Annotated in this window: 19 protein-coding genes and 1 pseudogene; 11 read left to right on the forward strand and 9 right to left on the reverse strand. The window is 72.2% G+C overall.

The annotated features are described in order from the left end of the window. The 4 genes and pseudogenes from ACFV1W_RS10620 to ACFV1W_RS10635 form a co-directional block, all read left to right on the forward strand. Positions 1-614 (forward strand): annotated as a pseudogene (locus ACFV1W_RS10620) (M23 family peptidase); the annotation flags it as partial. Positions 615-845: 231 nt separating this feature from the next. Beyond that, positions 846-1,610 carry a serine/threonine protein kinase gene (locus tag ACFV1W_RS10625; protein WP_380415046.1) on the forward strand — a complete coding sequence of 255 codons (765 nt, stop codon included), beginning with the start codon at positions 846-848 and terminating at the stop codon, positions 1,608-1,610. Positions 1,611-1,622: 12 nt separating this feature from the next. Continuing rightward, entirely contained in the window at positions 1,623-2,984 is a 1,362-nt protein-coding gene (locus tag ACFV1W_RS10630; RefSeq protein ID WP_380415048.1) for a serine/threonine-protein kinase, read from the forward strand. A 167-nt stretch (positions 2,985-3,151) separates the two neighbouring features. Beyond that, the gene (locus ACFV1W_RS10635; protein WP_380415050.1) at positions 3,152-4,258 is read left to right on the forward strand and encodes a BTAD domain-containing putative transcriptional regulator; all 1,107 of its coding nucleotides are present in this window, start codon (positions 3,152-3,154) and stop codon (positions 4,256-4,258) included. Positions 4,259-4,349: 91 nt separating this feature from the next. Here the strand turns inward: ACFV1W_RS10635 and ACFV1W_RS10640 are convergent, their stop codons facing one another. The 4 genes from ACFV1W_RS10640 to ACFV1W_RS10655 form a co-directional block, all read right to left on the reverse strand. Next, entirely contained in the window at positions 4,350-5,435 is a 1,086-nt protein-coding gene (locus ACFV1W_RS10640) for an alpha/beta hydrolase (protein ID WP_380415052.1), read from the reverse strand. A gap of 39 nt (positions 5,436-5,474) precedes the next feature. Next, entirely contained in the window at positions 5,475-7,901 is a 2,427-nt protein-coding gene (locus ACFV1W_RS10645; protein ID WP_380415054.1) for a penicillin acylase family protein, read from the reverse strand. Positions 7,902-8,143: 242 nt separating this feature from the next. Continuing rightward, positions 8,144-8,818: a cutinase family protein gene (locus ACFV1W_RS10650; RefSeq protein ID WP_380415055.1), complete on the reverse strand. Its 675-nt coding sequence runs from the start codon at positions 8,816-8,818 to the stop codon at positions 8,144-8,146. 126 nt (positions 8,819-8,944) lie between these two features. Further along, positions 8,945-9,877 carry a Gfo/Idh/MocA family protein gene (locus ACFV1W_RS10655; RefSeq protein WP_380415057.1) on the reverse strand — a complete coding sequence of 311 codons (933 nt, stop codon included), beginning with the start codon at positions 9,875-9,877 and terminating at the stop codon, positions 8,945-8,947. A 143-nt stretch (positions 9,878-10,020) separates the two neighbouring features. On the opposite strand from ACFV1W_RS10655, the gene ACFV1W_RS10660 reads away from it, so the two are divergent. From ACFV1W_RS10660 to ACFV1W_RS10670, 3 genes are all read left to right on the forward strand, one after another. Then, positions 10,021-10,206: a DUF1775 domain-containing protein gene (locus tag ACFV1W_RS10660; RefSeq protein ID WP_380415059.1), complete on the forward strand. Its 186-nt coding sequence runs from the start codon at positions 10,021-10,023 to the stop codon at positions 10,204-10,206. Further along, on the forward strand, positions 10,203-11,204 hold the full coding sequence (locus ACFV1W_RS10665; protein ID WP_380415061.1) for a hypothetical protein: 1,002 nt from the start codon (positions 10,203-10,205) through the stop codon (positions 11,202-11,204). Before ACFV1W_RS10660 ends, ACFV1W_RS10665 begins: the two co-directional genes overlap by 4 nt. Before the next feature lie 124 nt (positions 11,205-11,328). Then, positions 11,329-13,146 carry a glycoside hydrolase family 15 protein gene (locus tag ACFV1W_RS10670; RefSeq protein WP_380415123.1) on the forward strand — a complete coding sequence of 606 codons (1,818 nt, stop codon included), beginning with the start codon at positions 11,329-11,331 and terminating at the stop codon, positions 13,144-13,146. A 43-nt stretch (positions 13,147-13,189) separates the two neighbouring features. On the opposite strand, the gene ACFV1W_RS10675 is transcribed toward ACFV1W_RS10670, so the two are convergent. Beyond that, a complete protein-coding gene (locus tag ACFV1W_RS10675) occupies positions 13,190-14,029 on the reverse strand; it encodes an SDR family oxidoreductase (protein WP_380415062.1) in 840 nt (279 codons plus the stop codon). Between the two features lie 435 nt (positions 14,030-14,464). Here ACFV1W_RS10675 and ACFV1W_RS10680 point away from each other — a divergent pair, with 435 nt between their 5' ends. Genes ACFV1W_RS10680 through ACFV1W_RS10690 form a run of 3 tightly spaced genes read left to right on the forward strand, consistent with a single transcriptional unit; the run spans position 14,465 to position 17,314 of the window. Then, the gene (locus ACFV1W_RS10680) at positions 14,465-14,692 is read left to right on the forward strand and encodes a ferredoxin (RefSeq protein WP_380415064.1); all 228 of its coding nucleotides are present in this window, start codon (positions 14,465-14,467) and stop codon (positions 14,690-14,692) included. Further along, positions 14,689-16,080, forward strand: coding sequence for an NAD(P)/FAD-dependent oxidoreductase (locus ACFV1W_RS10685; protein ID WP_380415066.1), 1,392 nt, complete (start codon positions 14,689-14,691; stop codon positions 16,078-16,080). Before ACFV1W_RS10680 ends, ACFV1W_RS10685 begins: the two co-directional genes overlap by 4 nt. 13 nt (positions 16,081-16,093) lie before the next feature. Beyond that, complete coding sequence (locus tag ACFV1W_RS10690; RefSeq protein WP_380415068.1) at positions 16,094-17,314, forward strand: cytochrome P450; 1,221 nt, start codon at positions 16,094-16,096, stop codon at positions 17,312-17,314. A gap of 59 nt (positions 17,315-17,373) precedes the next feature. Here ACFV1W_RS10690 and ACFV1W_RS10695 read toward each other — a convergent pair whose 3' ends face one another. From ACFV1W_RS10695 to tdh, 4 genes are all read right to left on the reverse strand, one after another. Continuing rightward, a complete protein-coding gene (locus tag ACFV1W_RS10695) occupies positions 17,374-18,285 on the reverse strand; it encodes a LysR family transcriptional regulator (protein ID WP_380415070.1) in 912 nt (303 codons plus the stop codon). Between the two features lie 197 nt (positions 18,286-18,482). After that, the gene (locus tag ACFV1W_RS10700) at positions 18,483-20,057 is read right to left on the reverse strand and encodes a CocE/NonD family hydrolase (protein ID WP_380415072.1); all 1,575 of its coding nucleotides are present in this window, start codon (positions 20,055-20,057) and stop codon (positions 18,483-18,485) included. Between the two features lie 319 nt (positions 20,058-20,376). Continuing rightward, entirely contained in the window at positions 20,377-21,570 is a 1,194-nt protein-coding gene (locus ACFV1W_RS10705) for a glycine C-acetyltransferase (RefSeq protein ID WP_380415074.1), read from the reverse strand. 29 nt (positions 21,571-21,599) lie between these two features. Continuing rightward, positions 21,600-22,628 carry an L-threonine 3-dehydrogenase gene (gene tdh, locus ACFV1W_RS10710; protein ID WP_380415076.1) on the reverse strand — a complete coding sequence of 343 codons (1,029 nt, stop codon included), beginning with the start codon at positions 22,626-22,628 and terminating at the stop codon, positions 21,600-21,602. Between the two features lie 450 nt (positions 22,629-23,078). Here tdh and ACFV1W_RS10715 point away from each other — a divergent pair, with 450 nt between their 5' ends. After that, the gene (locus ACFV1W_RS10715; RefSeq protein WP_380415078.1) at positions 23,079-24,476 is read left to right on the forward strand and encodes a serine hydrolase domain-containing protein; all 1,398 of its coding nucleotides are present in this window, start codon (positions 23,079-23,081) and stop codon (positions 24,474-24,476) included. The last annotated feature ends 26 nt before the right edge of the window (positions 24,477-24,502 follow it).

Below are 24,502 nucleotides of genomic sequence, written 5' to 3' on the forward strand. Positions count from 1 at the left end.
AGACCGCACCCAACGCCGGCTGGTCCGACTGGCAGCCGGCCGGCGGCGGCCCCGCCGACAGCGAAGTCCGCCTCGGCAAAGCCCCCGACGGCCGCCTGGAAGTCTTCGCCCTCAACAACACCACCTTCCAGCACCAGTGGCAGACCGCCGTCAACGGCGGCTGGTCCACCTGGGAGACCTTCGGCGGCGGCGGACACGCCCTCACCGTCGACCACAACCAGGACGGCCGACTCGAAGTCCTCGCCTCCGGCCCCGCCGGAATCTTCCACAAGTACCAGACCAACCCCACCACCTGGTCCGACTGGGAAGCAGCCGGCGGACCGGCCGACTCCAGGATCAGCAGTGAGCGTTCGCCGGACGGCCGGGTGGAGGCGTTCGCCATCAACGGCGCGACCGCGCAGCACACCTGGCAGACCGGAGTGAACGCGCCCTACGGCCAGTGGGACACCTTCGGCGGCGGGGGAACCGAGATCTTCGCCACCGCCAACGCCGACGGACGGATCGAGGTCTTCGGCGCCAGCACCGCCGGCGTCTACCACAAGTGGCAGACCGGCTTCTCCACCTGGTCCGACTGGGCCTGGCTCAACACCACCGCCGGACCGGCCGTCAACTGACCGCCGCGCCGTCACCCGAGGGCGGGAGCACGAGTGCTTCCGCCCTCGGGCCGTGCCGTCCCCGGGACGCTGACGGCCTCACGCGCCCGTTCCGCTCCCGCCCCCGCGCCCTCGCCGTCAAGTGGCCTGCGCCACCGTGCGGTTTATTGTCATGCGCAAAGCGGTAACGTTGGTCCGTCTGGCAACGGTCGGGGCGCGGTACGGGGAAGCGGTGCGCGGGACGGAGGAACGGTGAGCGGGATTCTCGTCCACCTGCCGGAGGGGAACGGCGACGAAGCGGTCACGCTGCGGCTCGGTCCGGGAGAGCGGGCCCGCTTCGGCCGCGGCTCCGCCACCACTCCCGTGGAGCTCCGGCTCGGCGACGAGACGGTCTCCCGGCTCGCCGGCGAGATCCACGCGACCGACGACCACTGGCAGTTGAGCAACCTCAGCAACACCCACGCCTACCTGGTGGAGAACCCGGAGGGCGCCGGCGAGTACCTGCGGGTGCCGCCCCGGCGGATCGGCGCGCCGATCCCGTTCGAGTTCTCCCGGGTCGTGCTGCCCTCCCGGCGCGAGACGCCGCTGTCCTTCCAGGTGTTCGCGCCCGACCACGTGTACCTGGACCCGCACGCCCGCGTCGGCTCCTGGGAGAGCCGCACCATGACGGCGTACTCCCTGGACGAGACCGCCACCTACTTCCTGGTCCTGGTCGCGCTCTGCGAACCCTGGCTTCGCGACCGCTCCCCCGTCGCCGTGCCCACCACCCCCCAGGTGGTCGCGCGGCTGCGCAGCCACCCGGCCTGCGCCCGGCTCACCGCCCGCGCGGTCAGCTCGCACATCGACTACCTCGCCGACGAGAAGCTCCGCATCGACCTGCCCGACGGCACGGACCGCACGGAGCGCCGCAACGGCAAGCGCGAGGCGGTGGTCGGGCTCGCCCTGAAGTTCGGCATCGTCCGCGAGGAGCACCTCGCACTGCTGCCGCGCCCCGAAGCCGCCGGGCCCGGACGGTAGGGAGGGACCGCGATGCCGCACGACCCGGCCCCCCACGGGGACGGCGAGGAACTGCTGCCGCCCGGCCACCGGGTCGGCGAGTGGACCGTCGTCGAACCCATCGGCGAAGGCGGCTGGGCGACGGTCTACGCCGCCCGCCGGGCCACGAGCTCCGAACCGGAGGACGCGCCGGAGGCGGACGGCACGGTCGCGCTCAAGGTGCTGCCGACCGCCGGACTGGCCCCCCGTCAGGCCCGCAACGTCGTCGAGACCGCCCGCCGCGAGATCGAGCTGGCCCGCACCGCCCCGCACCCCCGGCTGGTGCCGCTGCTCGACACCCTCACCCTGACCGCCCCCGACCACCCCGCGCTCGACGGCGCGATCGTCCTGGTCATGGAACGCGCCCGGTGCACCCTGCGCGACCTGCTGGCCACCGGCGTCGACGAGGCCCTGGGCGGCCGGATCATCGCCGGCGTCTGCGAGGGCCTGGCCCACCTCCACCGCTCCGGCTGGGTCCACACCGATCTCAAGCCGGAGAACGTCCTCATAGGCCGCGACGGCGAGGTGCGCCTGTCCGACTTCGGCCTCGCCATCGAACTCACCGGCACCCACGGCCACTGCGCCCCCATGGGCACCCCCGACTACCTCCCGCCGGAACGCTGGAAGGAGCCGCTCGGCGAACAGGGGATCAAGATCCGCGCCACCGCGGACATCTGGGCGCTCGGCATCATGATCCACGAGGTGTTCGCCGGCGGCGTCCCGCCCTTCCCCGGCGCCACTCCCACCGCCCGCAGCGCCGCCGCCCAGCAGTACGCCGAGGGCCGCGCCGCCCTGCGGCTGGCTCCCGATGTCCCCCCGTTCTGGCGCGCCCTCGCCGCCGACTGCCTCGCCCCCACCCACGCCGCCCGCGCCCCGCACACCGCCGAGAGCCTGCTCGCCCGCATCCGCGCCCACCGGTCCGGCCGCCGCCCGCGCCGCCGGAGCCGCCCGCGCGTGCGCGCCGGCCTGCTCGCCCTCGCCGTCTGCGCCGCGGCCACCGCCGCCGTCTCCGCCCTCTGGCCGCATGCCGACCGGACCGGAGACCCCGGCCGGATCCGGGTCTTCAACGCCGAACGCAGCTGCCAGGACCGCACCGACCGCGACCGGGGGTGCAGCCTGGGCCTCGCCGTCGACCCGCGGCGCCCCTACACCGCCGAGAACGTCGTCCCCACCCGCGTCTGGCACGGCGACACCCTCGACGCCGACTGCCAACTCGCCACCGGTCTGCCCATCATCGACGAGGAGGACCGCACCTCCACCCTCTGGTACCGCGTCCGCCTCCCCGGCCCCGCCACCACCGCCTGGCTCCCCGCCGTCCGGACCAAGGACCGCCCCGCCCTCGCCGACTGCCCCTGATCCGCACGGCGGACCCCTGCGGGCGACCGGCGCGGGACCGCCGGGAACCGGCGCGGGCCGCTCCGCGCACTCCTCCGGATCGTTCCGGATTCCGGGCCCGCCGCGCCCCCGGCTAGCTTGTCGACGGCGTCCGCCGGACCGGCGGGCCCGGAGCGCAGGGAGCAGCGATGCCGTCGACCGCCACCACCAGCCGGCCGGGCGCCACGAACCGGCCGGGCGTCGCCACCGGGCCGGGCGCCGCCGTCCTCGGGCAGCAGGAGCGCGAGGTGCTCCACGCGGTCGGCTGCGGCCTGCGGGACGACGAGATCGCGGCCGCCCTCGGCGTCTCCGAGGAGGTCGTGGCCGGGCACCTGGCACGGATCCTGGGGAGGCTCGGGCTGCGCGACCGGGCCGCCGCCATCGTCCACGCCTTCGACTGCGGACTCGTCGCCCCCGGCCGCGGCCCCCGCACCGGGGGCGGGGGAGCGCTGCCGCACGGCGCCGGCGGCCGGACGGCCGGTCCGAAGGTGCGGATCTCCGTCCTGGGGCCGCTGCGGGCCTGGCACGACGGGCGGTCCCTGGATCTCGGCCACCTGCGCCAGCAGGCCGTACTGGCGGCGCTGGCCCTGCACCGGGGACGGACCGTCAGCCGGCAGGAGCTGCTCGACGGCGTGTGGGGTTCGGAGCCGCCGGTCACCAACGTGGTGCCGGTCCACGTCTACCGGCTGCGCAAGACCCTGCGGACCGGGGACTGCCCGGGCTCGGTGATCGAGCACGACCGGTACGGCTACCGCCTGGCCGCCGACGCCACCGAGGTGGACCTGGCCGACCTGGAGTCCCTGGTGGGCGCCGCCGGTGCGGCTCACCGGGCGGGGGATCTGCCCGAGGCCGTCCGACTCTGTTCCCGGGCGCTGGACCTGTTCCGCGGGGAGCCGTTGGCCGGGCTGCCCGGCCCGCTCGCCGAACTGGAGCGGGTGCGGCTGACCGAGCGCCGGATCTCCGTCGCCCAGCGGCGGTCGCGGTGGCGGCTGACGCTGGGCCAGTTCGCCGGGGCGGTCTCCGAGCTGGTCGCGCTGTCCGCCGAGCACCCGCTGAACGAGCCGGTGGCGGCGCTGCTGATGGACGCACTGCACCGCAGCGGCCGTCAGGCCGACGCGCTGGCCGTGTTCGACCGCACGCGCCGCCGGCTCGTCGACGACCTGGGGGTGACGCCGAGCCCGGTGCTGCGGCGCACGCACCAGCTGATCCTGTGCGGCGCCCAGGCGGGCCCGGTCCGCACCGGGACCGCGCGCTGACCGGTCGGACGACGGGCTCCACCGGGACGGTCGCCCGGTGGAGCCCGGTGGAGTCATGGGGCCCGCTGGTGTCCGGGGCGCCGTGACGCGGTCAGGAGGCGAAGGCCCGCTCCAGCCGGGGGATCAGGTCCCGGAGATCCTGTTCCCAGCAGCCGCCGTTGTGGCCGCCGTTGCACTGGCTGCCCCAGGCGGAGCCGTCGCCGTAGTCGACGTAGTAGTAGGGCATGCCCAGGGCGTCCATGTGGTCCTTGACGTGCTTGGACGCGCCTTCGAGCCAGAACTCCAGGTCGGTGGGCGAGCCGTGGCCGTTGCCCACGTAGATGGAGACGCCGACGCCGGCGAGCTTGTCCATGTGCTGGGACGGGTCGGCCGCGTTCCACCGCCAGTCGGCGTTGAACACCGGGTAGGGCGAGCCGAACAGGGCGTCGCTGTCCACGCCCGGCTTGTACGGGTCGTTGTCGGGGTCGCAGGACCCGGACGACGAACCGCAGATCGCGCCCTGCCCGTCGATGAGGGAGGCGACGACGGCCAGCCGCAGATCCATGGAGTCGGCCGACAGGTCGATGTCCCCCGACAGGGACGCGGTCTGGCTGAACAGCTCGGGGTGGTCCTGGGCGTAGTGGAGGGCGCCGAACCCGCCCATCGAGACCCCGGCGACGGCCCTGCCCTTCTTGGTGGGGACGGTCCGCAGGTTCGCGTCGATGAACGGGATCACCTGGTTGAGGTGGAAGTTCTCCCAGTTCTGGGCCCCGAGCTGGGTGTTCTGGTTCAGCCAGTTCGCGTACCAGCCGCGGGCGCCGCCGTCCGGGATGACGGTGATCATCGCGTTGGAGGTGGTCAACGCCGGGTAGTTCTGCCGGACCGGGTCGTCGGGCGATCCGTGCAGGAAGTACAGCACGGGGTAGCGCCGGGCCGGGTCGTCGTAGTAGCCGCTCGGGAGGATGATCTTGATGTGGTGCTTGCCGGTGACCTCGGGCGTGGTCACGGTGAGGTAGAAGTCGGTGGGGCCGCCCACGGCCGGGTCGACCTGCGTCAGGCCGAACCCGTCCGCCATCCGCGGCGGCGCGCCCGTGCCGGCGGCCCGGGCCGGAGCGGCCGCGGTGGCCGTCCCGACGAAGCCGACGACGGCGGCCAGCAGGGCCACCACCCTTCGCCAGCGGTGAGGTTTCCTCGTCATGGTGTTCCCCTCGTGGTCGTCGTGGTGCGCGGAGCGGCCTCAGCCGAGGACCTTGACCTCCAGCACCGGTGAGGCCGCGATCTGGTCCTCGGTGTACCGCTCGGTCACCCACTGGCCGGCCGAGAACAGCTTGGTCTGGTCGGCGTAGTGGGGCGAGTTCGGGTTGGCCGACTGGGAGTAGGCCAGTACGGACGAGGACTCGGGCGGGCCGTCGGCGGTGAACCGGGTCTCCTGGACGAAGCTGGAGCCGAAGGTGATGTCGAGCTTGCCGTCGACCGTGCCGGGCGTGACCACGTTCAGCACGCCCAGCTCGTGGATCGAGCCGTGGATCGGGATCTGCTCGCCGTTGCGGGTGACCTTCTGGACGTCCGACAGCGGCGCGTTCAACGCGATGCCCGCGTTGCGCAGCGCGAGGACGGCCCGGGCGAGCGAGTTGCGGACGGCGTCGTTCCCGGCGTCCAGTGAATTGGGCGTGTGCACCGGGTCCTTGGGGTCGAAGGGGACCCGCCACGGCAGCTTCTCGATCGCCTGCCCGCTGGTCAGGTAGAACCAGAAGTTCTCGAACAGCCAGGAACCCCGGCTGTCCGCCGTGTACTTGTGGTTCCACGCGGCCAGGATCGGGCACGCCTCACTGATGTTGACCAGGTTGCCGTCCACCAGGACGAGGCCGAACGGCGCGCCCTGGCAGGCGCTCACCGTGGCGTTGAGGGCCAGGTCGGCCGCCCTGCTGTTGTCGGCGAACAGCAGCTGCCGCATGTTCTCCGGTGTGAAGCCCCGGCCCGGCAGGCCGTCGTTGCCGTTGATCCGGTTCTGCGCGGTCAGGATGAGCTCCTGGGTGCGCAGCGAGCGCGGCTGCGCGGTGTCGCCCATCACCCGGGGGAAGGACAGCGGCTGCTCGGGATTGGCCAGCCAGGCACTGTCGTTGGCGTTGCCCACGAAGTCGGAGCGGATCAGGCGCGGTTGCGCGTGCGGGTCCAGCAGTCCGGGCGCGACGGCGTTCGGGTCGTTCGGCCAGTCGCACTCGCTGCGCTTGCCGTCGAAGATGGAGACCGGCGGCACGTTGGGCAGCCGCAGCTGCTGGTTGAACAGCACCTGACCCGTCAGGGTGAGGCAGGACTGCGCGTGGGCGTCGGTGATGTTCGGGGCGGCCTGGATGTCCGCGTAGAGCGCGTTGCCCTTGCGGTCCGAGGCGACGGTGTTGAAGAAGGGGACGCCCTCCGTGGTCTCCAGGGAGTTCACCACGTCGTTGACGTCCTTGGCCTGGTCGAGGTGGAACCAGGTGTTCAGCGCCCGCAGGTTGTCCATGTTCGCGTCGCGCACCGCGTGCGCGCTCACCACCCAGGGCAGCGGGGTGCCGAGGACCGAGGTGGTGATCGGGCCGTACCGGGTGGACCAGAGGGTCCTGGTGACCCTGCCGACGGAGCCGTCCGGGTTCAGCACGTCGACGCCGACCTGCTGCGCGGTCATCGGCTGCCAGGCGCCGTCCACCAGGTAGTTGGTCGGGTGCAGCGGGTCCACCTGGACGTCGAACAGCCCGAACGGGGCCACCGTGGCGACGGTGTGGGTCCAGGCGACGTCGTCGTTGTGGCCGATGTTCACGGCGGGCAGGCCGAGCAGGCTGGCGCCGGAGACGTTGAACCGCCCCGGGATGGTCAACTGCGCCTGCCACATCCGGTTCTTGCCCTGCCAGGGGAAGTGCGGGTTGGCCAGCAGCATGCTTGTGCCGCCGGAGACCCCCCGGGAGCCCACGGCGAGGGCGTTGCTGCCCATGGCGCCCTGCTGGCGGGCGGCGGCCATCGCCTCGCGGATCCGGTTGCCGGTCTCCTCCGGGGAGGGCGCGGGCTGGGCGGCGGCCGGCTGGGCCGCGACCGACGCCCCCGGGGGTGCGGCGTTCACCTCGCCGTCCAGCAGCGGATCGGCGCTGCCCATGATGATCTCGGCGTGCGCGTGCCGGTAGACGTCCAGCTCGGTGATCGGCCGTACCCAGGCCGCGCCCCGACAGGCCGGGTCGGAGATGTTGTTCACCCCGGTCTCGGCCAGGTACCGGTTGTACCCCTGGACGTAGCCGCGGATGGCCTCCTTCACCTCCGGCTCCGGGCCCCTGGGCGCGGGCTGGTCGATCAGCCCCTCCACCACGCGGTTGTCGTTGATCCGCTGGAAGTACAGGTCACTGTTCAGGTTGGTGGTGCTGTTCTGGTTCTGGCCGGGGCTCGCCTTGCCGTCCGGGCCCAGGTAGCGGGACCGCTGGGCGTTGACCATCAGGTAGGTGTCGGCCAGGGTGCAGATGTTGTCCTTGGCCGCCGCGTACCCGTATCCCTCCCCCAGCCCCTCCAGGTCGGCGGCGACGATGTGCGGGATGCCGTACTCGGTGTAGCGGATCGTCGGCTTGTCCGGCGCGGGTGCGGCGGCCGGTGATCCGGCGGCCGCCGTCGTGCCCAGCAGCGGCACGACGGCGACGACCGCCACTGCCAGCCTCGCCTTGAGCCCCCTCCCGGATGCCCTCACCCTCCCCCTGGGCCCCCTCCGCTCGGGGCCCTCCCGTTCGAGTGCGCTCAGCGCCATCGGTCCGTCCTCTCCCTGCCGGTCCGGATTTTGTCTGTACGCGGCCACACTAGGGAGGGGCGATGACATCCCGATGACGCGCTCCCCCGCCCCTGGCGGGTGGCGGGGGAGCGCGGCTCAGGAGCGGTCCGACGGGCGGCCGGCGACTACCAACTCGCCGGGTACCAGGCGCCGTTGTACCACTGCTCGTTGGCGCTGTCGTTGTGGTGGTCCATGTCGAAGTCCGCGGGGTAGTTGTTGACGTGGTTGGCCGGGTAGGTCCAGATGCCGGCGGACTCGTCGCAGACGTAGTCCCAGTGGCAGATCGTCTTGACCGGCACGTTGCCGAAGAACCGGTCGGCGCCGGCGAGCGGCGCGCCGATGATGCCGCCGAAGGGCACCGCGCCGCCGTTGGCACCGGGAGGGCCCTGGCGCTTCGGGTCGGCGATGAGGATGGCGTTGACGTTGTCGAAGGTCTGCCAGTTCTCGGTGACCCAGACGTGCACCACCCCGGCGCCCAGGGAGTACCCGGCCATCTTGACGTGCTGCCCCGGACACGCGGCGCGCTGGTCGCGGACCAGCCGGTTCAGCTCGTTGACGCCCGCCCGCGTGCTGGCGCCGTTGGGGATCTGGGTGGGGTACCCGACGTGCTGCTGGATGTTGCCGCGGAAGCCGTCGTTGTTCCACGAACTGCCGGTGCCTCCGACGACGATCGTGTAGGTGCCCTCGCACGGGGCGGTCACGCGCGTGGTGGCCGCCTGCGCGGTGGCCCCTTGGGCCACCGTCAGCCCGACCGTCAGCAGGAGTCCGGCCGCGGCGGCGGCGATCCTTCGAGCTTTCATTCGATCCTCCCCACGAGGTCGACCGACCCGCCCGCTCGGTCGCGGCACGCGGTCGGCCCAGGTCAACGGACCAACCGTCGCAGCGGCCGATGACATACCGATGAAGCGCCGCACCCGCCCGGCCGGTCAGACCGCCTCGATGCGCTCCACGATCAGCTCGCACAGCTCGTGGGTGCGCAGCGCGTCGTGGGCGTCCAGGGTCCTGCCCGCGCGCACGGCGTCCAGGAAGGCCAGGACGCACTGCTCGATCCCGCGCTGGCGGGCCACCGACACCCAGTCGCCGCGCCTGCGCACGGTGGGCTGGCCGCGGTGGTCGATCACCTCCGCCAGGTTGCGCACCTCGCGCTTGGAGTCCCCGCCGGAGACCTCCAGCACCTCCTCGGTGGAACCGGAGAGCCGGTTCATGATCCCCAGCGCGGTGAAGCCCTCGCCGGCCAGCGTGAGCACCACGTGCTCCACCAGGCCGTCGCGCACCCGCGAACGGACGTCGACGTGCTCGATCTCCTCCGGGGCCAGGAACCGGAGCACATCCACCACGTGAATGAAATCGTCGAAAATCATCGTCCGCGGCGCCTCGGGAAGCCCTTCGCGGTTCTTCTGCAGCACGATCAGGTCCCGCGGGCGCTCCCTGGTCTGCACATAGCCGGGCGCATGGCGCCGGTTGAAGCCGACCATGAGCGAGCGGCCCGTGCGGTCGGCCAGGTCGACCAGCTTGCGCGAGCCGTCCAGGGTGTAGTCCAGCGGCTTGTCCACGTACACGTCCACGCCCGCTGTCAGCAACTGCTCCACGATCGGCACATGCTGGCTGGTCGCGGCATGAACGAACGCCGCCCGGATCCCGCTCCCGATCAACTCCCCGAGATCGGTGAACCGGTTCCGGGCCGCGATCCGGTACCCGTCCCCGATCCGGTGCAGCTTCGCCCCGTCCCGGGTCATCAACCGCACATCCAGCCCCGGCAAACCGCCCAGCACCGGCAGATACGCCTTCTGCGCGATGTCACCGAGCCCGATGACCCCGACCGGAAGGAGGTCACCGCCAGAGACAGGGATCGAACTCATCGGTTTCTCCACACGTACGCGCCGACACCACCCCCACCTTATTCACCGACGCCACCGCAGTCCGCTCCGGACCGGCCCGTCAGCCCGTCCTGGCCGTCACGCGGTCGAGGGAACCGGCCTTGGCCTGGTCGCGGAGGTCGCGGATGGTCGTCTTCAAGGCCCTGCAGACCTACGGCGACGGCACCATCGTGCGCTGGATCGAGGAGCCCCAGGCCGACCCGAGCCGAAGAACCCGGCGCCCGCGACTTTCCGTTATCGGAACCGGTCGTTCGGATCTCCTGAGTGACACGGCCCGACCGGCCGGACGAGAGGAGAACGGACACGGATGAACACCGACACCGAGCACGAGAAGTCGGCGTCCGCCGAGGAGGGGGATTCCCCCGTGGCCAACCGCTGGGCAGGGCACCGCATCCTCCATGCCTGCTCCCTCGCCCTGGCGGTCGCTGCCATCGTCCTGTTCACACTGCCCGCGGGCGGGTCGTCAGCACACCCGGAACACGCCGGCATGCCAGGCATGGACGGCGGCACGATCGCGCCGCCCGGAATGCCGGGCATGGCGGGGATGCCGGGCATGGCGGGGATGCCGGGCATGGCGGGGATGCCGGCCACGGCGACCGGAGAGGGGCTCGCCACCGAACACGACGGCTACCGCCTCGACTCCGCGACCACGAGCCTCCCCACCGGCCGAGCAGTGACCTACCCGTTCACCATCACCGGCCCGGACGGCCGCCCGGTCACCGACTTCGCCGAAGTCCAGACCAAGCAGCTGCACTTCTACGCGATCCGCTCGGACCTCACCGGCTACCAGCACCTCCACCCCGCCATGGCCCCCGACGGCACATGGACCGCCGACCTCGCCGCCCTCGAACCGGGCAACTGGCGCCTGTACACCTCGTTCACACCGAGCACCGGCCCCCGCAAGGGCAATGAGTTCGTCCTCAGCCGCACCGTGACAGTGCCCGGCCAGAGCACCCCCGTGCCACTGCCCGCAGCAACCGACAGCACCACGACCGACGGCTACACCGTCGCCGTCCAGGGCCCGCTGACCGCGGGGACGCCCGCCCCACTCACCGTCACCATCAGCAAGGACGGCCGGCCGGTCACCGACCTCCAGCCGTACCTCGACAGCTACGCCCACCTCAGCATCGTCCACGAAGGCGACCAGGCGCTGGCCCACCTCCACCCCGCCCCCGTCAAGGCGGACCACGGCGGGCCCACGCTGACCTTCTACGCCCTGCTCGGCGAACCCGGCAACTGGCGGGCCTACCTCCAGTTCCAGACCGCCGGCCGGCTCCACACCGCGGCACTCACACTCCACGTCGCCTGACGCGCCGGCCGCCACGCCGGTGAGCGTTGCCGCACCACGTCCCGCCTCTCGTTTCGGATCCCGTGGCAACCCCGTTGCCCGGGGCGGACAGTGGAATCAGGGGCACCAGGGAAGCGAGATGATCATGGACCGCTATCCGCCCATCGCCGACCACGGACTCGTCGGAGACCTGCAGACCACTGCCCTGGTGTCGTCCCAGGGGGTCGTCGACTGGTTCACGGCTCCCCGGTTCGACTCCCCGAGTGTCTTCGCCGCTCTGCTCGACCATGACCGCGGTGGCTATTTCCTGTTCGCGCCCGAGAGCCGGAACGTCACCTGCAAGCAGCTCTACTACCCGGAAACCGCAGTCCTGGTCACGCGGTTCATGTCGCCGGACGGAGTCGGTGAGGTCTTCGACTGCATGCCACCGGATCGCACCGGCACCCCCACTGACAGGCACGTGCTGCTCCGCGGCGTGCGGGCGGTACGTGGCACGGTGCGCTTCGCGCTGGAGTGCCGTCCGCGCTTCGACTACGGCCGTGCCACCCACCGTCTCGACCTGCAGGACAGTACGGCCACGTTCCGGGCACCGAACGTCACCGCCTATCTGCGGAGCACCTTCCCCCTGCAGCGGGACGGCGACGACGTGCGGGGGTCGGTGACCCTGAGCCCAGGTGAGGTGGCCGCGGCGGCGTTCACCGTCGGCGGTCCCGTTGGTGGCCCTCCACCGCCGGTCACCCCGGACCGGGCGATGGAGCAGTTCTGGGACGTGGTGGACTTCTGGCAGCGCTGGGTGCGCCGCTCCAGCTACCGCGGCCGGTGGCCGGGCATGGTGCACCGCTCGGCCATCACGCTCAAGCTGCTCACCTACGCCCCCACAGGCGCTCCCGTCGCCGCGGCCACCATGGGGCTGCCCGAACAGATCGGGGGTGAACGCAACTGGGACTACCGCTACACCTGGGTCCGCGACGGCTCCCTGTCCGTGCGTGCCCTGCTCGACCTGGGGTTCGACGAGGAGGCGGCGCAGTTCACGTGCTGGGTGGGAGATCGACTCCAGGCCCACGAGGGCGTCGGCGGCGAGCCGCTGCAGATCATGTACCGCGTCGACGGGGACCCCGAGCTGCCGGAAGAGGTCCTCCCGCACTTCGAGGGCTACCGGGGTTCGTATCCGGTGCGGCTGGGGAACGCGGCGGCCGATCAGCTGCAGCTCGACATCTACGGGGAGGCGCTCTATGCCCTGTCGGAGGGGCGTGACGTCACCATGGGAGGCAGCTACCACGGCTGGAAGAACACCGCGCGGACGCTGGACTGGCTCGCCGATTCCTGGGACCGCCCCGACGAGGGCATCTGGGAGACCCGTGGCGGACGCCAGGACTTCACCTTCAGCCGGGTGATGTCGTGGGTGGCCTTCGACCGGGGGTTGCGCCTGGCGAGGGAGTACAGCCGTCCTGCCGACGCCCCTCGGTGGACCGCGGCGCGCGACGCGATCCTGGAACAGGTGATGGAGCGGGGCTGGAACGAGAAGGAGCAGTCGCTCGTCCAGCACTACGGAAGCGATGTCCTCGACGCCTCACTGCTGCTCATTCCGCGCGTCGGGTTCCTGGCGCCCAGGACGGTGAGCTGGCTGTCGACCCTGGACGCGATGGAGCGCAGGCTGGTGTCGGACAGTCTCGTCTACCGCTACGACCCTGCGGCCTCCCCGGACGGGCTGCGGGGTTCCGAGGGCACGTTCAGTCTCTGCACCTTCCTCTATGTCGACGCCCTCGCCCGCGCCGGGCGGATTCGTCCGGCGCGCTATGCCTTCGAGAAGATGCAGACCTACGCCAACCACGTCGGCCTGTTCGCCGAGGAGATCGGTCCCAGTGGCGAGCAGTTGGGCAACTTCCCGCAGGCTTTCACACACCTGTCGCTGATCATGGCCGCCACCACCCTGGACGATGCCCTCGATCAGCAGCGCGACTGAGAGTCAGCCGGGGCCCCGCCCGCCGACCCGGTCGCACAGCGGTTCAGCCGCCGGTGGCGAAGCCGGGGAAGAGGGTCATGCCGCCGTCCACGTAGAGGGTGGTGCCCACCACGTAGTCCATGAGGTCCGAGGCTAGGCCGACAACCGCGTGGGCGATGTCCTCGGGATCGCCGACACGCCCGTAAGGAATCAGCTGCAACAGGTCCTTCTCCGCGTCGGGAGTGGCCCAGGCGTCGCGGTTGATGGGTGTCCTGATGGCTCCCGGAGCAATCGCGTTGACCCTGATCCGGTGGGGCGCGAGCTCCTGGGCGAGTGTCGCCATCATCATCTGCACGCCGCCCTTGGAGGCCGCGTAGTTGACGTGGCCGGCCCAGGGGATGAGCTGGTGCACCGAGCTCATGCAGATGATCTTCCCGGCGGCTCGCGACACCTCGGGGACGACCCCCCGTCGGAGGAATTCCCTGGTCGCCTCCCGGGCGCACAGGAACTGGCCGGTGAGGTTGACGTCCAGCACCTTCTGCCACTGGGCCGTCGTCATCTCGGTGAACGGAGCGTCGCGCTGCAGCCCGGCGTTGGCCACGAGGATGTCGATGGTCCCGAACTCCTGCACCATTCGTGCGATCATCTCGGCGACCTGGTCCTCCCGGGACACATCGGCCTCGTACGCCGCCGCCCGCACTCCGAACCCGGCGATCTCCTCGACCACCTGCTCGGCCTCCTCACGCCCCGCGACGTAGTTCACGACCACGTCGGCTCCGGCGCGCCCCAGGCCGATGGCCGTCGCCCTGCCGATGCCCGAGTTCGCGCCGGTGACCAGTGCCTTCTGGCCTTTGAGCAGCTGCGCGGGAACGACGCCCTGCAGGGCTCCCTGAGTCACGCTCACGCCGGTTCTCCTCCTCCTCGGGCTGACCGCGGGGCCGGTGTGCGTCCTGTGCCCCCTGCCGGAACCGAACCATCCGGAAGTCCGGGCCACACCTCGGGTGCGGGCCGATTGCGCCGATCGGCCGAACACGGCCGACCCCCGGCACGGACGTCGGCGCCGACCGGCAAGGCGGCCCGTTCCCGGTGTGCGGGCGATATGCGCACGGGATAGGCTGACCGACAGGAGGTCGTGATCTCTGAGCGGTTCTACCCGCCGGTCGCCTCGTAGGCGACAACCGGATTCTTTCTGCGGCGACCCGACGGGCGCGGCGCCCCTCCGCGGTCCGCGGAGGCGGGCGACGGCCGAGTCCCTTTCTCCTCAGCCTTGCCGCGCCTCGCGCGCCGAAACGGCGCCGGCTTCCGGGCCCGCAGCTTGCAGCCCCCTGTGGAGGTCGGGATGCGAGTTGTCGTTGATCTTTCCCGATGCGAAGGGTATGCGCAGTGCGCCTTCCTGGCTCCGGACGCGTTCCGGATGCACGGCGAGGAAGCACTGATGTACGACCCGAACCCCGACGACGCGCGACGCGACCAGGTGCTGCGTGCCGCGGCGGCCTGCCCCGTCCAGGCGATCCTGGTCGACCGGACGGAGGGACGGGACGCACTGGCGGAGGCGGCGCCGTCATGACCAGCGCCGACAACCTGCAAGCCTTCAAGCGCGAGGGCCGCATCGTGGTCGTCGGGGCGTCCCTGGCGGGACTGCGGGCAGCGGAGGCCCTGCGCGGCGAGGGTTTCACCGGATCGCTGACCATGATCGGCGACGAGGCGGGCGAGCCCTACGACCGGCCTCCCCTCTCCAAACAGGTACTGACCGGGTGGGTGCCGGCCGAGAACACCAAGCTGCCGCGCCGTCGCGAGATCGATGCGGAGTGGCTGCTGGGCGTACCCGCCAGCGGACTGGACCTGGCCGGCAACCACGTGCACCTCGCCGACGGGCGCGAGGTCCCCTTCGACCGGGTGCTGATCTCCACCGGGGTCCGGGCCCGGCCGTGGTTCGTCGAGAGCGAGGCGGCTCTGGACGGGGTCTTCGTCGTGCGTACGCGCGAACACGCCGAGGGTCTCCGGCGGGCACTCGCCGCCGGGCCCTCACGCGTACTGGTCATCGGTGCGGGATTCACCGGCTCCGAGATCGCCTCCGTCTGCCGCGAACGGGACATCCCGGTCACCGTCGCCGAACTCGCGCCGGCGCCGCTGGTCGGGGCGCTCGGCGCCGTGATCGGTGAGGTCGCCGCGGACATGCAGCGCGCTCACGGCGTGGACCTGCGCTGCGGTGTCAAGGTCACCCGGCTGGAGGGCGACGCGCAGGGGCGGCTGCGACGCGCGCACTTCGACGACGGCAGCACGATCGACACCGACGTGGCGGTCGTGGCACTCGGGGGCATTCGCAACACCGAGTGGCTGCGGGGCTCGGGGCTGGCCGCGGGGGTCTGGGGCATCGCCTGCGACACGGGTTGCCGCGCCCTCGACCTCAACGGCCTGGTCACGGACGACGTCTTCGCCGCCGGGGACGTGGCACGCTGCCCGAACCCGATCTACGAGTACCGGCTCATCTCGCTGGAGCACTGGGCCAACGCGGTGGAGCAGGCCGAGGTCGCGGCGCACAACATGGTCAGCGGCCAGGCGGACCGCTGGCCCCACCTGTCCGTTCCGCTGTTCTGGTCGATCCAGTTCGGGGTCAACATCAAGTCCGTCGGCGTGCCGACCTTCGCCGACGAGGTGGTCGTCACCCAGGGATCGGTGCCCGACCGCCGCTTCGTCGCCGCGTACGGCTATCGGGGCCGTGTCACCGCGGCGGTGAGCTTCAACAACGCGAAGTGGCTGGACCACTACCGGCAACTGATCGAGACGGCCGCGCCCTTCCCCCCGCCCTGCCCCACCCCCGACCAGCCCGTCGACATGAAACCGGTGCCCGTCGACTTCCCCGGCCCCACTCTGCTCGCCCAGGGCGCCACCGTGGTCGTCACCGGCCACGACCCGAGCGAGCGCCGCGTCACGGCCGTGCACCAGCACCGCTAGGAGGGAAAGCGAGATGACCACGACCGGGACGCCCGACACGCTGGGCCGGATCCTCGACTACTCCTCCCGGGCCGACCCGTACCCGCTGTACGCCGAGCTGCGCAGGACACCCGTGGCCCGGCAGGAGGACGGCAGCTACGTCATCAGTACTTACCGCGAGATCACCGACATCCTGCACGACCCGCACCTGAGCTCGGACACCCGCAATCTCTCCCAATCGATGGCCGGAGCCGAGGAGCAGACCGCCCCGGCGTTCATCAACCTCGACCCGCCCGAGCACGACCGCCTGCGGCGCATGGCGATGCGCCACTTCGGCCCCCCGCACACCCCTGGCCTGGTGGCCGGCATGGATCCCGCCCTGACCAGCATCGTCGGTGGCCTGATCGACGACTTCGCGGGCAAGGACCAGATCGACCTCGTCGACGACTTCGCCTACCCGTTCCCCGTCACCATGATCTGCCACCTGCTCGGCGTACCGCGCGAGGACGAACCCCGGTTCCACCTGTGGGTCAACGGCATCATCGAATCGATCGACTACAACCCCAAGACCGACCCGAAGGAAAAGCTCGACAACGGCATACAGGCCCGCAAAGCCCTGCGCCAGTACCTCGGCGGCCTGGTCGAGCAGCGACACGGCAGGCCGGGTGACGACCTGCTGTCACGGCTGGCCAACGACGACGGGCCCGACGGGCGGATGACCGACGAGGAAATCGTCTCCACCGCCAACCTGCTGCTCATCGCCGGCCACGAGACCACCGTCAACCTCATCACCAACGGCATGCTGACGCTGCTGCGCCACCCGCAGGTGCTGCAGCGGCTGCGCGACCAACCGGACCTGGTCGTGGCGCTGACGGAGGAACTGCTGCGGTACGAGCCGCCCGTCCACATCGTTCCCTGGCGGGCGGCGTACAGCGACGTCACCGTCGCCGACACCGTGATCCCCAAGGGATCCCGGATCATCCTGATGCTGGCCTCGGGCAGCCGAGATCCGAACCGCTTCCACGATCCGGACCGCTTCGACCCCGATCGGCGCGACAACCAGCACTTGGGATTCGGCAGCGGCATCCACCTGTGCTTCGGCGGCCCACTGGCCCGGCGGGAGACCCAGATCGCGCTGACCGAGCTGGTGCGCCGCATCGACTGCCCCAGGCTCGTCGCCGACCCGCCGCAGTACCGGCGCAGCCCCGTTCTTCGCGGCCCGATCCATCTGCCCATCGAGCAGAACGGCAGTTAGCACCGCAGCCGGCCCCGCGCCGCGCCGGGCCGGGCAGCGGCCGCGGCGGGTAGGGAGGGTCAGGCCCCCGCGGCGCCCGCCTCGGCGAGGGAGTCCAGGACCGGACGGATCAGCGGGTGCCCGTCGGCACCGGACCGGACGGCGGCGAAGACCCGGCGGGTGGCCAGGTCGCTGTCCACCGGCCGCACCGCGACCCGGGCCAGGTCCACCCCGCGCAGCGCCGAACGCGGCACGAGGGCGACACCCGAACCGGCCGAGGCCAGGGCGACGACGGCGCGGAAGTCGTCCGAGGAGTGCAGCAGGCGCGGCTGGAAGCCGGCGTGCTCGCAGGCCAGCAGGACCACGTCGTGGCAGGGGTTGCCCGGGTACGGGCCGATCCACGGCTCCTCGGCCAGCGCGGCCACCGCGAGCGGCCCCGACTCGGCGGCCAGCGGGTGGGCCAGCGGCAGGACGGCCTCGAAGGGCTCGGCGTACAGCGGGACCCGGGTGAGCCGGGCGTCGTCGGCGCGCGGGGCGCCCCGGTACTCGACGGCCACCGCGAGGTCGGCCCGCCCGTCCAGCACCATCGGCAGGCTGGCGTCGCCCTCGGCGTCCAGCACCTTGAGCCGTACCCCCGGCGCCCGCTCGGCGAGCAGGCCGATCGCGGGGGCCAGCACGTGCGAGATGCCGGTGGCGAAGGAGGCGACGGTGACCTCGCCCGCGACGCCCGCGCTGTACGCGGCCAGGTCTGCCTCGGCCCGCTCCAGCTGGGCGAGAACCGCGTCGGCGTGGCCGAGCAGGATCTCCCCGGCGGCGGTCAGCCGCACGCCCCGGCCCTCCCGGGCGAGCAGGTGGTGGCCGGTCTCCTGCTCCAGGGCGGCCAGCTGCTGGGAGACCGCGGAGGGGGTCAGGTAGAGGGCGGCCGCCGCGGCGGTCACGGTGCGGTGGTCCGCCACGGCCCGGAGGGTCCGCAGCCGTCGTGCGTCGATCACAGCCCAATTCTGCCAGCGCGCCGCCGCTGACCCGTCCGGGTGAGCCCTCGGGCCCGTTCGACCGGGCCCGAGGGCGGCAGTACCACCGGTGGCGTATTTCCGGCGGAGATCGCTTCGGCCTGTTGACCGTCGCGCTCGAACGGCGCTTGGCTCGGCATCGAGCCGGGCGGGGATCCCCCGACGCCCCGGCCGCGACCTCAGCGGACCGGCAGCGAGACGTCCGCCGGCCCGAAGGCCACCGTGCTCCCCTTCGGCGTCTCGCCGCCGTACAGGTCGTCGTGGGTGCCGAGGACCAGCGTGAGCCGGTGCCCGGCCGGGAGGTCGTACGCGGTGGGGAACAGCGTGACGTCCAGCGGGAAGGGCTGCCCGGCGGGCCGTCCGCTCCAGCTCTGCGGGGCGTGCGCGATCAGCCGGCCGACGCCCAGGGCGTCCGTGTCGTAGAGGTAGGCGACGGCCGTGCCCTGCGGCGCGGAGGCGGTGACGGTGGTGTGCACCTGCACGGCTCCGCGCACGGGGAGGCCCGGCCGGTACGGCTGGGACTGCCGGACGGCGGCGGCGTCGCGGTCCAGCAGCGGCACCAGGGCCGTCGGCGGCTGGTGCAGCCACTGGTCGACCAGGCCGGAGACCAGGACGACGCCGCCGCTCGCGCCGGAGGGCCGGTCCCCGCGCACGGTGGACGTCCCGCCGAAGGTCAGCTGCTCCGTGCGGGAGCTGACCGGGTCCCAGTCCGGGTAGGCCTCGTGCGCGCCGGTCGGGCGGACCTCCAGGTCGACGCCGGTCCGGCTCCCCCCGGTGCCCTTGAGGTAGTGGTCGAGCCACGCGCGGGCGCCGTCCCAGGTGTCGTTGGAGAAGCCGAGCAGGCCGGTGAACTCCTGGCTCGCGTGGTCGCCCGGGCGCAGTTCCAGGCGCTTGGGGACGGTGAGCTTCCGGTAGAAGTCCGTCATCTGGCCGGGGTTGAAGAAGCTGTCGCTCCAGCCGTTGGCGAGGTAGACCGCGGTGCCGTGGGCGTTGATCCGGTCCAGGTAGGTGGCCGGTGAGCGGACGTCCGCCCACTTGACCACCTCGGGCAGGTCGCGGTCGGCGAACAGGTCGTCCAGGGCGGTGGCGAACTCCGGGCTCTTGCGGCCGGTCAGGCCCTCGATCGCGGCCAGCCTGGTGGCGGCCTGGGTGTGCCGGGTCTGCCCGCTGTACAGCGCGTCGGTCAGGTCGGCCCAGCCGCTCAGCGAGGCGACGGCCTTGATCCGCGCGTCGAACGCCGCGCCGAGGAGGGTGAGGCCGCCGCCGAGCGACAGCCCGACCATGCCGACCCGGTCGGGGTCCGCCGGGGTGTGGGCGAGGGCCCAGTCGATCACCGTCGAGATGTCGGCGACGTCCTTGGGCCCGGCCACGTCCACCTCTCCGCCCGATCCCCAGAACCCGCGCACGGTGTACGTCACGACGACGTACCCGGCGGCGGCGAAGCGGTGGCCCTGGGCGACGTACTCCAGGTCGTTCTGCCCCCAGCTCGCCGGCTGCACCACCACCGGGTACCGCCCCTGGGCGTCCGCGCCCGGCGTTCCGGCGGGCGGGGTGAACACGTCGGCCTTGAGGACGACTCCGTCCGCCGCGGTGATGTCGGCCAGCCGGAAGCCGTCGAGGGTCGGCGTGGCGGCACCGAACGCGGGCGCCGCGACGGCGGGGCCGGCCGCCACCGCTCCCGCGCCGAGGCCGAGCGCCGCGACGAGAACCGCGCTCACTGCCCTGTGTCCGCCGGCCCGGCGGGGTCCTGCCATCACGCTCTGCTCCCTTGGTTCACCCGATGTGATCGCGGCGAGCCTAGCCAGCCGACGGTGGCTCAGGGGAGGTGATGATCAGCCAAATTACTGGCCGGTAACCTCGGATGGCGGCGGTGACCCGCGCCACTCACCGCGACGGGGGGGGGGCCGCGGGGGCGGGCCGGCGGCCCACCCCCGAAGCGGGAGGGTGGGGCAGGTGGTCTGGTGGCCGTGCGGCGGCGGGGTCACGATTCGCCACCGCCACACAGGAGTTGATGGCCCGCGGGCCGGTCCGGTTCCGAGCGGTCCGGCCCGCGGGCGGTCTGTGGCGGGGGGGTCACTCCCCCAGCGCGGCGCGGGCGTCCACGAAGGCGGCGACGGCGCGGTCGACGTCCTCGGTGGAGTGCGCGGCGGAGAGCTGCACCCGGATCCGGGCCTGGCCGTGTGGGACGACCGGGTAGGAGAAACCGATCACGTACACGCCGCGCTCCAGCAGGAGTTCGGCCAGCCGGCCCGCCTTCGCCGCGTCGCCGATCATCACCGGGGCGATCGGGTGGTCGCCCGGCAGGATCTCGAACCCGGCCTCGGTCATCCGGCTGCGGAACAGCGCGGTGTTGGCCGCCAGCTTCTCGCGCAGCTCGTTGGACCGCTCGACCAGGTCGAGCACCTTCAGCGAGGCGGCCGCGATCACCGGGGCCAGCGAGTTGGAGAACAGGTACGGGCGGGAGCGCTGGCGCAGCAGGGCGACGATCTCGCGGCGGGCGGCGACGTAGCCGCCGGAGGCGCCGCCGAGCGCCTTGCCCAGGGTGCCGGTGATGATGTCCACCCGGTCCATCACGCCGTGCAGTTCGGGGGTGCCGCGGCCGCCGGCGCCGACGAAGCCGACGGCGTGCGAGTCGTCGACCATGACCATGGCGTCGTAGCGGTCGGCCAGGTCGCAGATCTCGCGAAGCGGGGCGACGTAGCCGTCCATCGAGAAGACGCCGTCGGTGACGATCAGGCGGCGGCGGGCGTCCTGGGTCTCCTTGAGCTGCTGCTCCAGGTCGGCCATGTCGCGGTTGGCGTAGCGGTGGCGGCGGGCCTTGCTGAGCCGGATGCCGTCGATGATGCTGGCGTGGTTGAGCGCGTCGGAGATGACGGCGTCCTCGGCACCGAGCAGGGTCTCGAAGACCCCGCCGTTGGCGTCGAAGCACGAGGAGTAGAGGATGGTGTCCTCCTGGCCGAGGAAGGCCGAGAGGCGGTCCTCCAGCTCCTTGTGCACGTCCTGGGTGCCGCAGATGAAACGCACCGAGGCCATCCCGTAACCCCAGCGGTCCAGCGCGTCCTTGGCCGCGGCGAGGACCTCGGGGTGGTCGGCCAGGCCGAGGTAGTTGTTGGCGCAGAAGTTCAGCACCTCGCCCGGGCGGCCGCCGCCGGTGACGGTGACCGCGGCGCTCTGCGGGGTGCCGATGACCCGCTCCGGCTTGAACAGGCCGGCCTCGCGGATCTCGTCGAGGGTGGCGGCGATGTCGGCGCGCACGTTGTCGAACACAACAGGCTCCTTTGGCGTCAGCGGAGTGCTCAGGCGGTCCAGTCGAGGATGATCTTGCCGCAGTTGCCGCTCGCGGCGTCGTCGAAGGCGGCCTCGAAGTCGGTGGCGGCGTAGCGGCCGGTGATCACCGGGCTGAGGTCCAGGCCGCCCTCCAGCAGCACGGACATCGCGTACCAGGTCTCGAACATCTCGCGGCCGTAGATGCCCTTGATCGTGATCATCGAGGTGACGATCGAGGCCCAGTCGACGGGGAACTGCTCGGCCGGCAGGCCCAGCATGGCGATCTTCCCGCCGTGGGTCATGTTGGCGATCATCGACTGCATCGCCTCGGGGCGGCCGGACATCTCCAGGCCGACGTCGAAGCCCTCGCGCAGGCCCAGCTTCTGCTGGCCCTCCTCGATGGTGTGCTCGGCGACGTTGAGCGCCAGCGTCACGCCGACCCGGCGGGCCAGGTCGAGGCGGTACGGGGACACGTCGGTGATCATCACGCTGCGGGCGCCGGCGTGCTTGGCGACGGCGGCGGCCATGATGCCGATCGGGCCCGCGCCGGTGACCAGCACGTCCTCGCCGACCAGCGGGAAGGACAGCGCGGTGTGCACGGCGTTGCCGAAGGGGTCGAAGATCGCGGCCACGTCGAGGTCGACCGGCACCCGGTGCACCCAGACGTTGGAGGCGGGCAGCGCCACGTACTCGGCGAAGGCGCCGTCGCGGTTGACGCCCAGGCCGACGGTGTTACGGCACAGGTGGCGGCGGCCGGCCAGGCAGTTGCGGCACTTGCCGCAGACCAGGTGGCCCTCTCCGCTGACCAGGTCGCCGATCGCGATGTCCGCGACGCCGGCGCCGATCTCGGCGACCTCGCCGACGAACTCGTGGCCGAGGACCAGCGGGGTCTTGATGGTCTGCTGCGCCCAGCCGTCCCACTTGCGGATGTGCAGGTCGGTGCCGCAGATGCCGGTCCGCAGTACCTTGATCAGAACCTCGCCGGGGCCGATCTCGGGCGTGGGGACGTCCATCAGCCAGAGCCCGGGCTCGGCGTTGTGCTTGACGAGTGCCTTCACGGGCGACGGCTCCTGACGTGCTGATCGGGGACGGCCCCGGGGTGCGGGCCGAAGGGCGCGGTTCGGCCACTCCTGACGGGCGCGTTCCGGCAGGCAGAAATCTGCCTGGTGGGAGGGGGTGCGGTCCATCGAGGAATTCTTAAGGGCGGCCACAGCTGGGCTAAACGATCGTGCCCGAGCTGGGGGCGTGGGCGGCCGCGGCTTGCCGGTGCTCACCCGTCCGGCCGAGCGCGGGGCGCCCTCGGCGACACCGACCGCCCGTCGTTCCCCGGCACATGACAATGCGGCGCCGCCGGGACGGGCCATGCGGGTGGGGGTTGGGTCCGTTCGGGCCAGCCGGTCCGCCACCGGCGCGCGGGCCCCCGCCGGCGGAGCTTACGGTGGCGACGCTCCCCTGCGGCCCGTGGACCAGGCGCTCCGGGCCCTTCGCCCCAGAGAGGCGCCCGACACATGACCAGGACCCGACGGCCACGCCCGGCCGCTCCCCGCACCGCCGGCCGCGCGGCCGCCGCCCTCGCCCTGACCGGCCTGCTCGCCGCTGCCGGCTGCTCCGGCGGCGGCGAGCCCGCCCAGCGGGGCGGCGGCCAGGCGGTCACCGCCGAACCGGCCGCGCTCAGCCAGTCCCCGGGCGCCGGCGGCTCGGGCTCCTCCTCGGGCAGCGCCTCCAACGCGGTGGTGGCGCTGACCCCCGCCGTCACCGGCCAGCTGGACGACGCGATCCAGCGGGTGCGGAAGCAGGCGGGCGTCCCCGGCATCTCGGTCGGCATCATCACGCCGGGCGGCACGTACCAGAAGTCCTTCGGCGTCGCCGACAAGGCCGCCGGCACGCCGATGGACCCGGGGATGTCCAGCCGCATCGGCAGCGAGACCAAGACCTTCACCGCGACCGCCGTGCTGCGCCTGGTGGACCAGGGCAAGGTCGGCCTGGACGACCCGATCTCCAGGTACGTGGACGGCGTCCCCGGCGGCGACGGGATCACCGTCCGCCAACTCGGCGAGATGCGCAGCGGCCTGTTCCCGTACACCTCCGACCCGGGCTTCGTGAACACGTTCGTCAACGACCCCAACCACGTGTTCACCCCGGACCAGCTGCTCGCCTACGGGTACAAGCACCCCGCGGTGTTCCCGCCCGGGTCCAGGTTCCAGTACAGCAACAGCAACTACATCCTGCTGGGCAAGCTGATCGAGAAGGTCAGCGGGCAGTCGGCCGGCGACTTCCTCCGGGCCCAGGTGTTCAGCCCTGCCTCGGTGGGCAAGACGAGCTTCCCCGGCGACGCGAAACTGCCCGACCCGCACGCCCACGGCTACACCAACCAGACGCCCGACGGCTCCGTCCAGGACGCCACCGGCTGGAACCCGTCCTGGGCGTGGACGGCCGGCGCCGTCATCAGCACCCTGGGCGACCTGGAGAGCTGGGCCAGGACCGTGGCCACCGGCTCCGTCATCAGCCCGGCCAGCCAGACCGAGCGCATGAAGATGCTGCCGACCGGTGACCCGAACGTCAGCTACGGCTTCGGCCTGTTCGACAACAACGGATGGATCGGCCACAACGGCTCGATGCCGGGCTACGAGAGCGTGGCGGTCTACATGCCGGACGCCCGGGCCACCCTGGTGATGCTGCTCAACACCGACGTGAGCTCCCAGGGGCAGGAGCCGTCGACGCTGTTCGCGCACGAGATCACCAAGATCATCTCGCCGAAGCACGTCTACGCACTGCCCGCGGAGACCGCCTCGCCGTCGGCCCCGGGCCCGGCCTCCGGTTCGCCCTCCGGCTCCCCGACCCGCGGCGGCTCCAGCGGCTCGCCGACCGCACTGCCGACCAACACGGCCTCGACCGTCCGGACCTGATCCCCGGGCTCCCGCGACAGGGGCGG

Origin of the sequence: Kitasatospora sp. NPDC059648 (assembly GCF_042734825.1) — a bacterium.
Lineage (GTDB): Bacteria > Actinomycetota > Actinomycetes > Streptomycetales > Streptomycetaceae > Kitasatospora.

What these genes read in the sequence shown, in the direction of transcription:
- ACFV1W_RS10630 (WP_380415048.1), top strand. Translation starts at nt 1,623, where the DNA reads ATGCCGCACGACCCGGCCCCCCACGGGGACGGCGAGGAACTGCTGCCG.
- ACFV1W_RS10635 (WP_380415050.1), top strand. Translation starts at nt 3,152, where the DNA reads ATGCCGTCGACCGCCACCACCAGCCGGCCGGGCGCCACGAACCGGCCG.
- ACFV1W_RS10640 (WP_380415052.1), bottom strand. Translation starts at nt 5,435, where the DNA reads ATGACGAGGAAACCTCACCGCTGGCGAAGGGTGGTGGCCCTGCTGGCC.
- ACFV1W_RS10650 (WP_380415055.1), bottom strand. Translation starts at nt 8,818, where the DNA reads ATGAAAGCTCGAAGGATCGCCGCCGCCGCGGCCGGACTCCTGCTGACG.
- ACFV1W_RS10655 (WP_380415057.1), bottom strand. Translation starts at nt 9,877, where the DNA reads ATGAGTTCGATCCCTGTCTCTGGCGGTGACCTCCTTCCGGTCGGGGTC.
- ACFV1W_RS10660 (WP_380415059.1), top strand. Translation starts at nt 10,021, where the DNA reads ATGGTCGTCTTCAAGGCCCTGCAGACCTACGGCGACGGCACCATCGTG.
- ACFV1W_RS10665 (WP_380415061.1), top strand. Translation starts at nt 10,203, where the DNA reads ATGAACACCGACACCGAGCACGAGAAGTCGGCGTCCGCCGAGGAGGGG.
- ACFV1W_RS10670 (WP_380415123.1), top strand. Translation starts at nt 11,329, where the DNA reads ATGGACCGCTATCCGCCCATCGCCGACCACGGACTCGTCGGAGACCTG.
- ACFV1W_RS10680 (WP_380415064.1), top strand. Translation starts at nt 14,465, where the DNA reads ATGCGAGTTGTCGTTGATCTTTCCCGATGCGAAGGGTATGCGCAGTGC.
- ACFV1W_RS10685 (WP_380415066.1), top strand. Translation starts at nt 14,689, where the DNA reads ATGACCAGCGCCGACAACCTGCAAGCCTTCAAGCGCGAGGGCCGCATC.
- ACFV1W_RS10690 (WP_380415068.1), top strand. Translation starts at nt 16,094, where the DNA reads ATGACCACGACCGGGACGCCCGACACGCTGGGCCGGATCCTCGACTAC.
- ACFV1W_RS10700 (WP_380415072.1), bottom strand. Translation starts at nt 20,057, where the DNA reads ATGGCAGGACCCCGCCGGGCCGGCGGACACAGGGCAGTGAGCGCGGTT.
- ACFV1W_RS10715 (WP_380415078.1), top strand. Translation starts at nt 23,079, where the DNA reads ATGACCAGGACCCGACGGCCACGCCCGGCCGCTCCCCGCACCGCCGGC.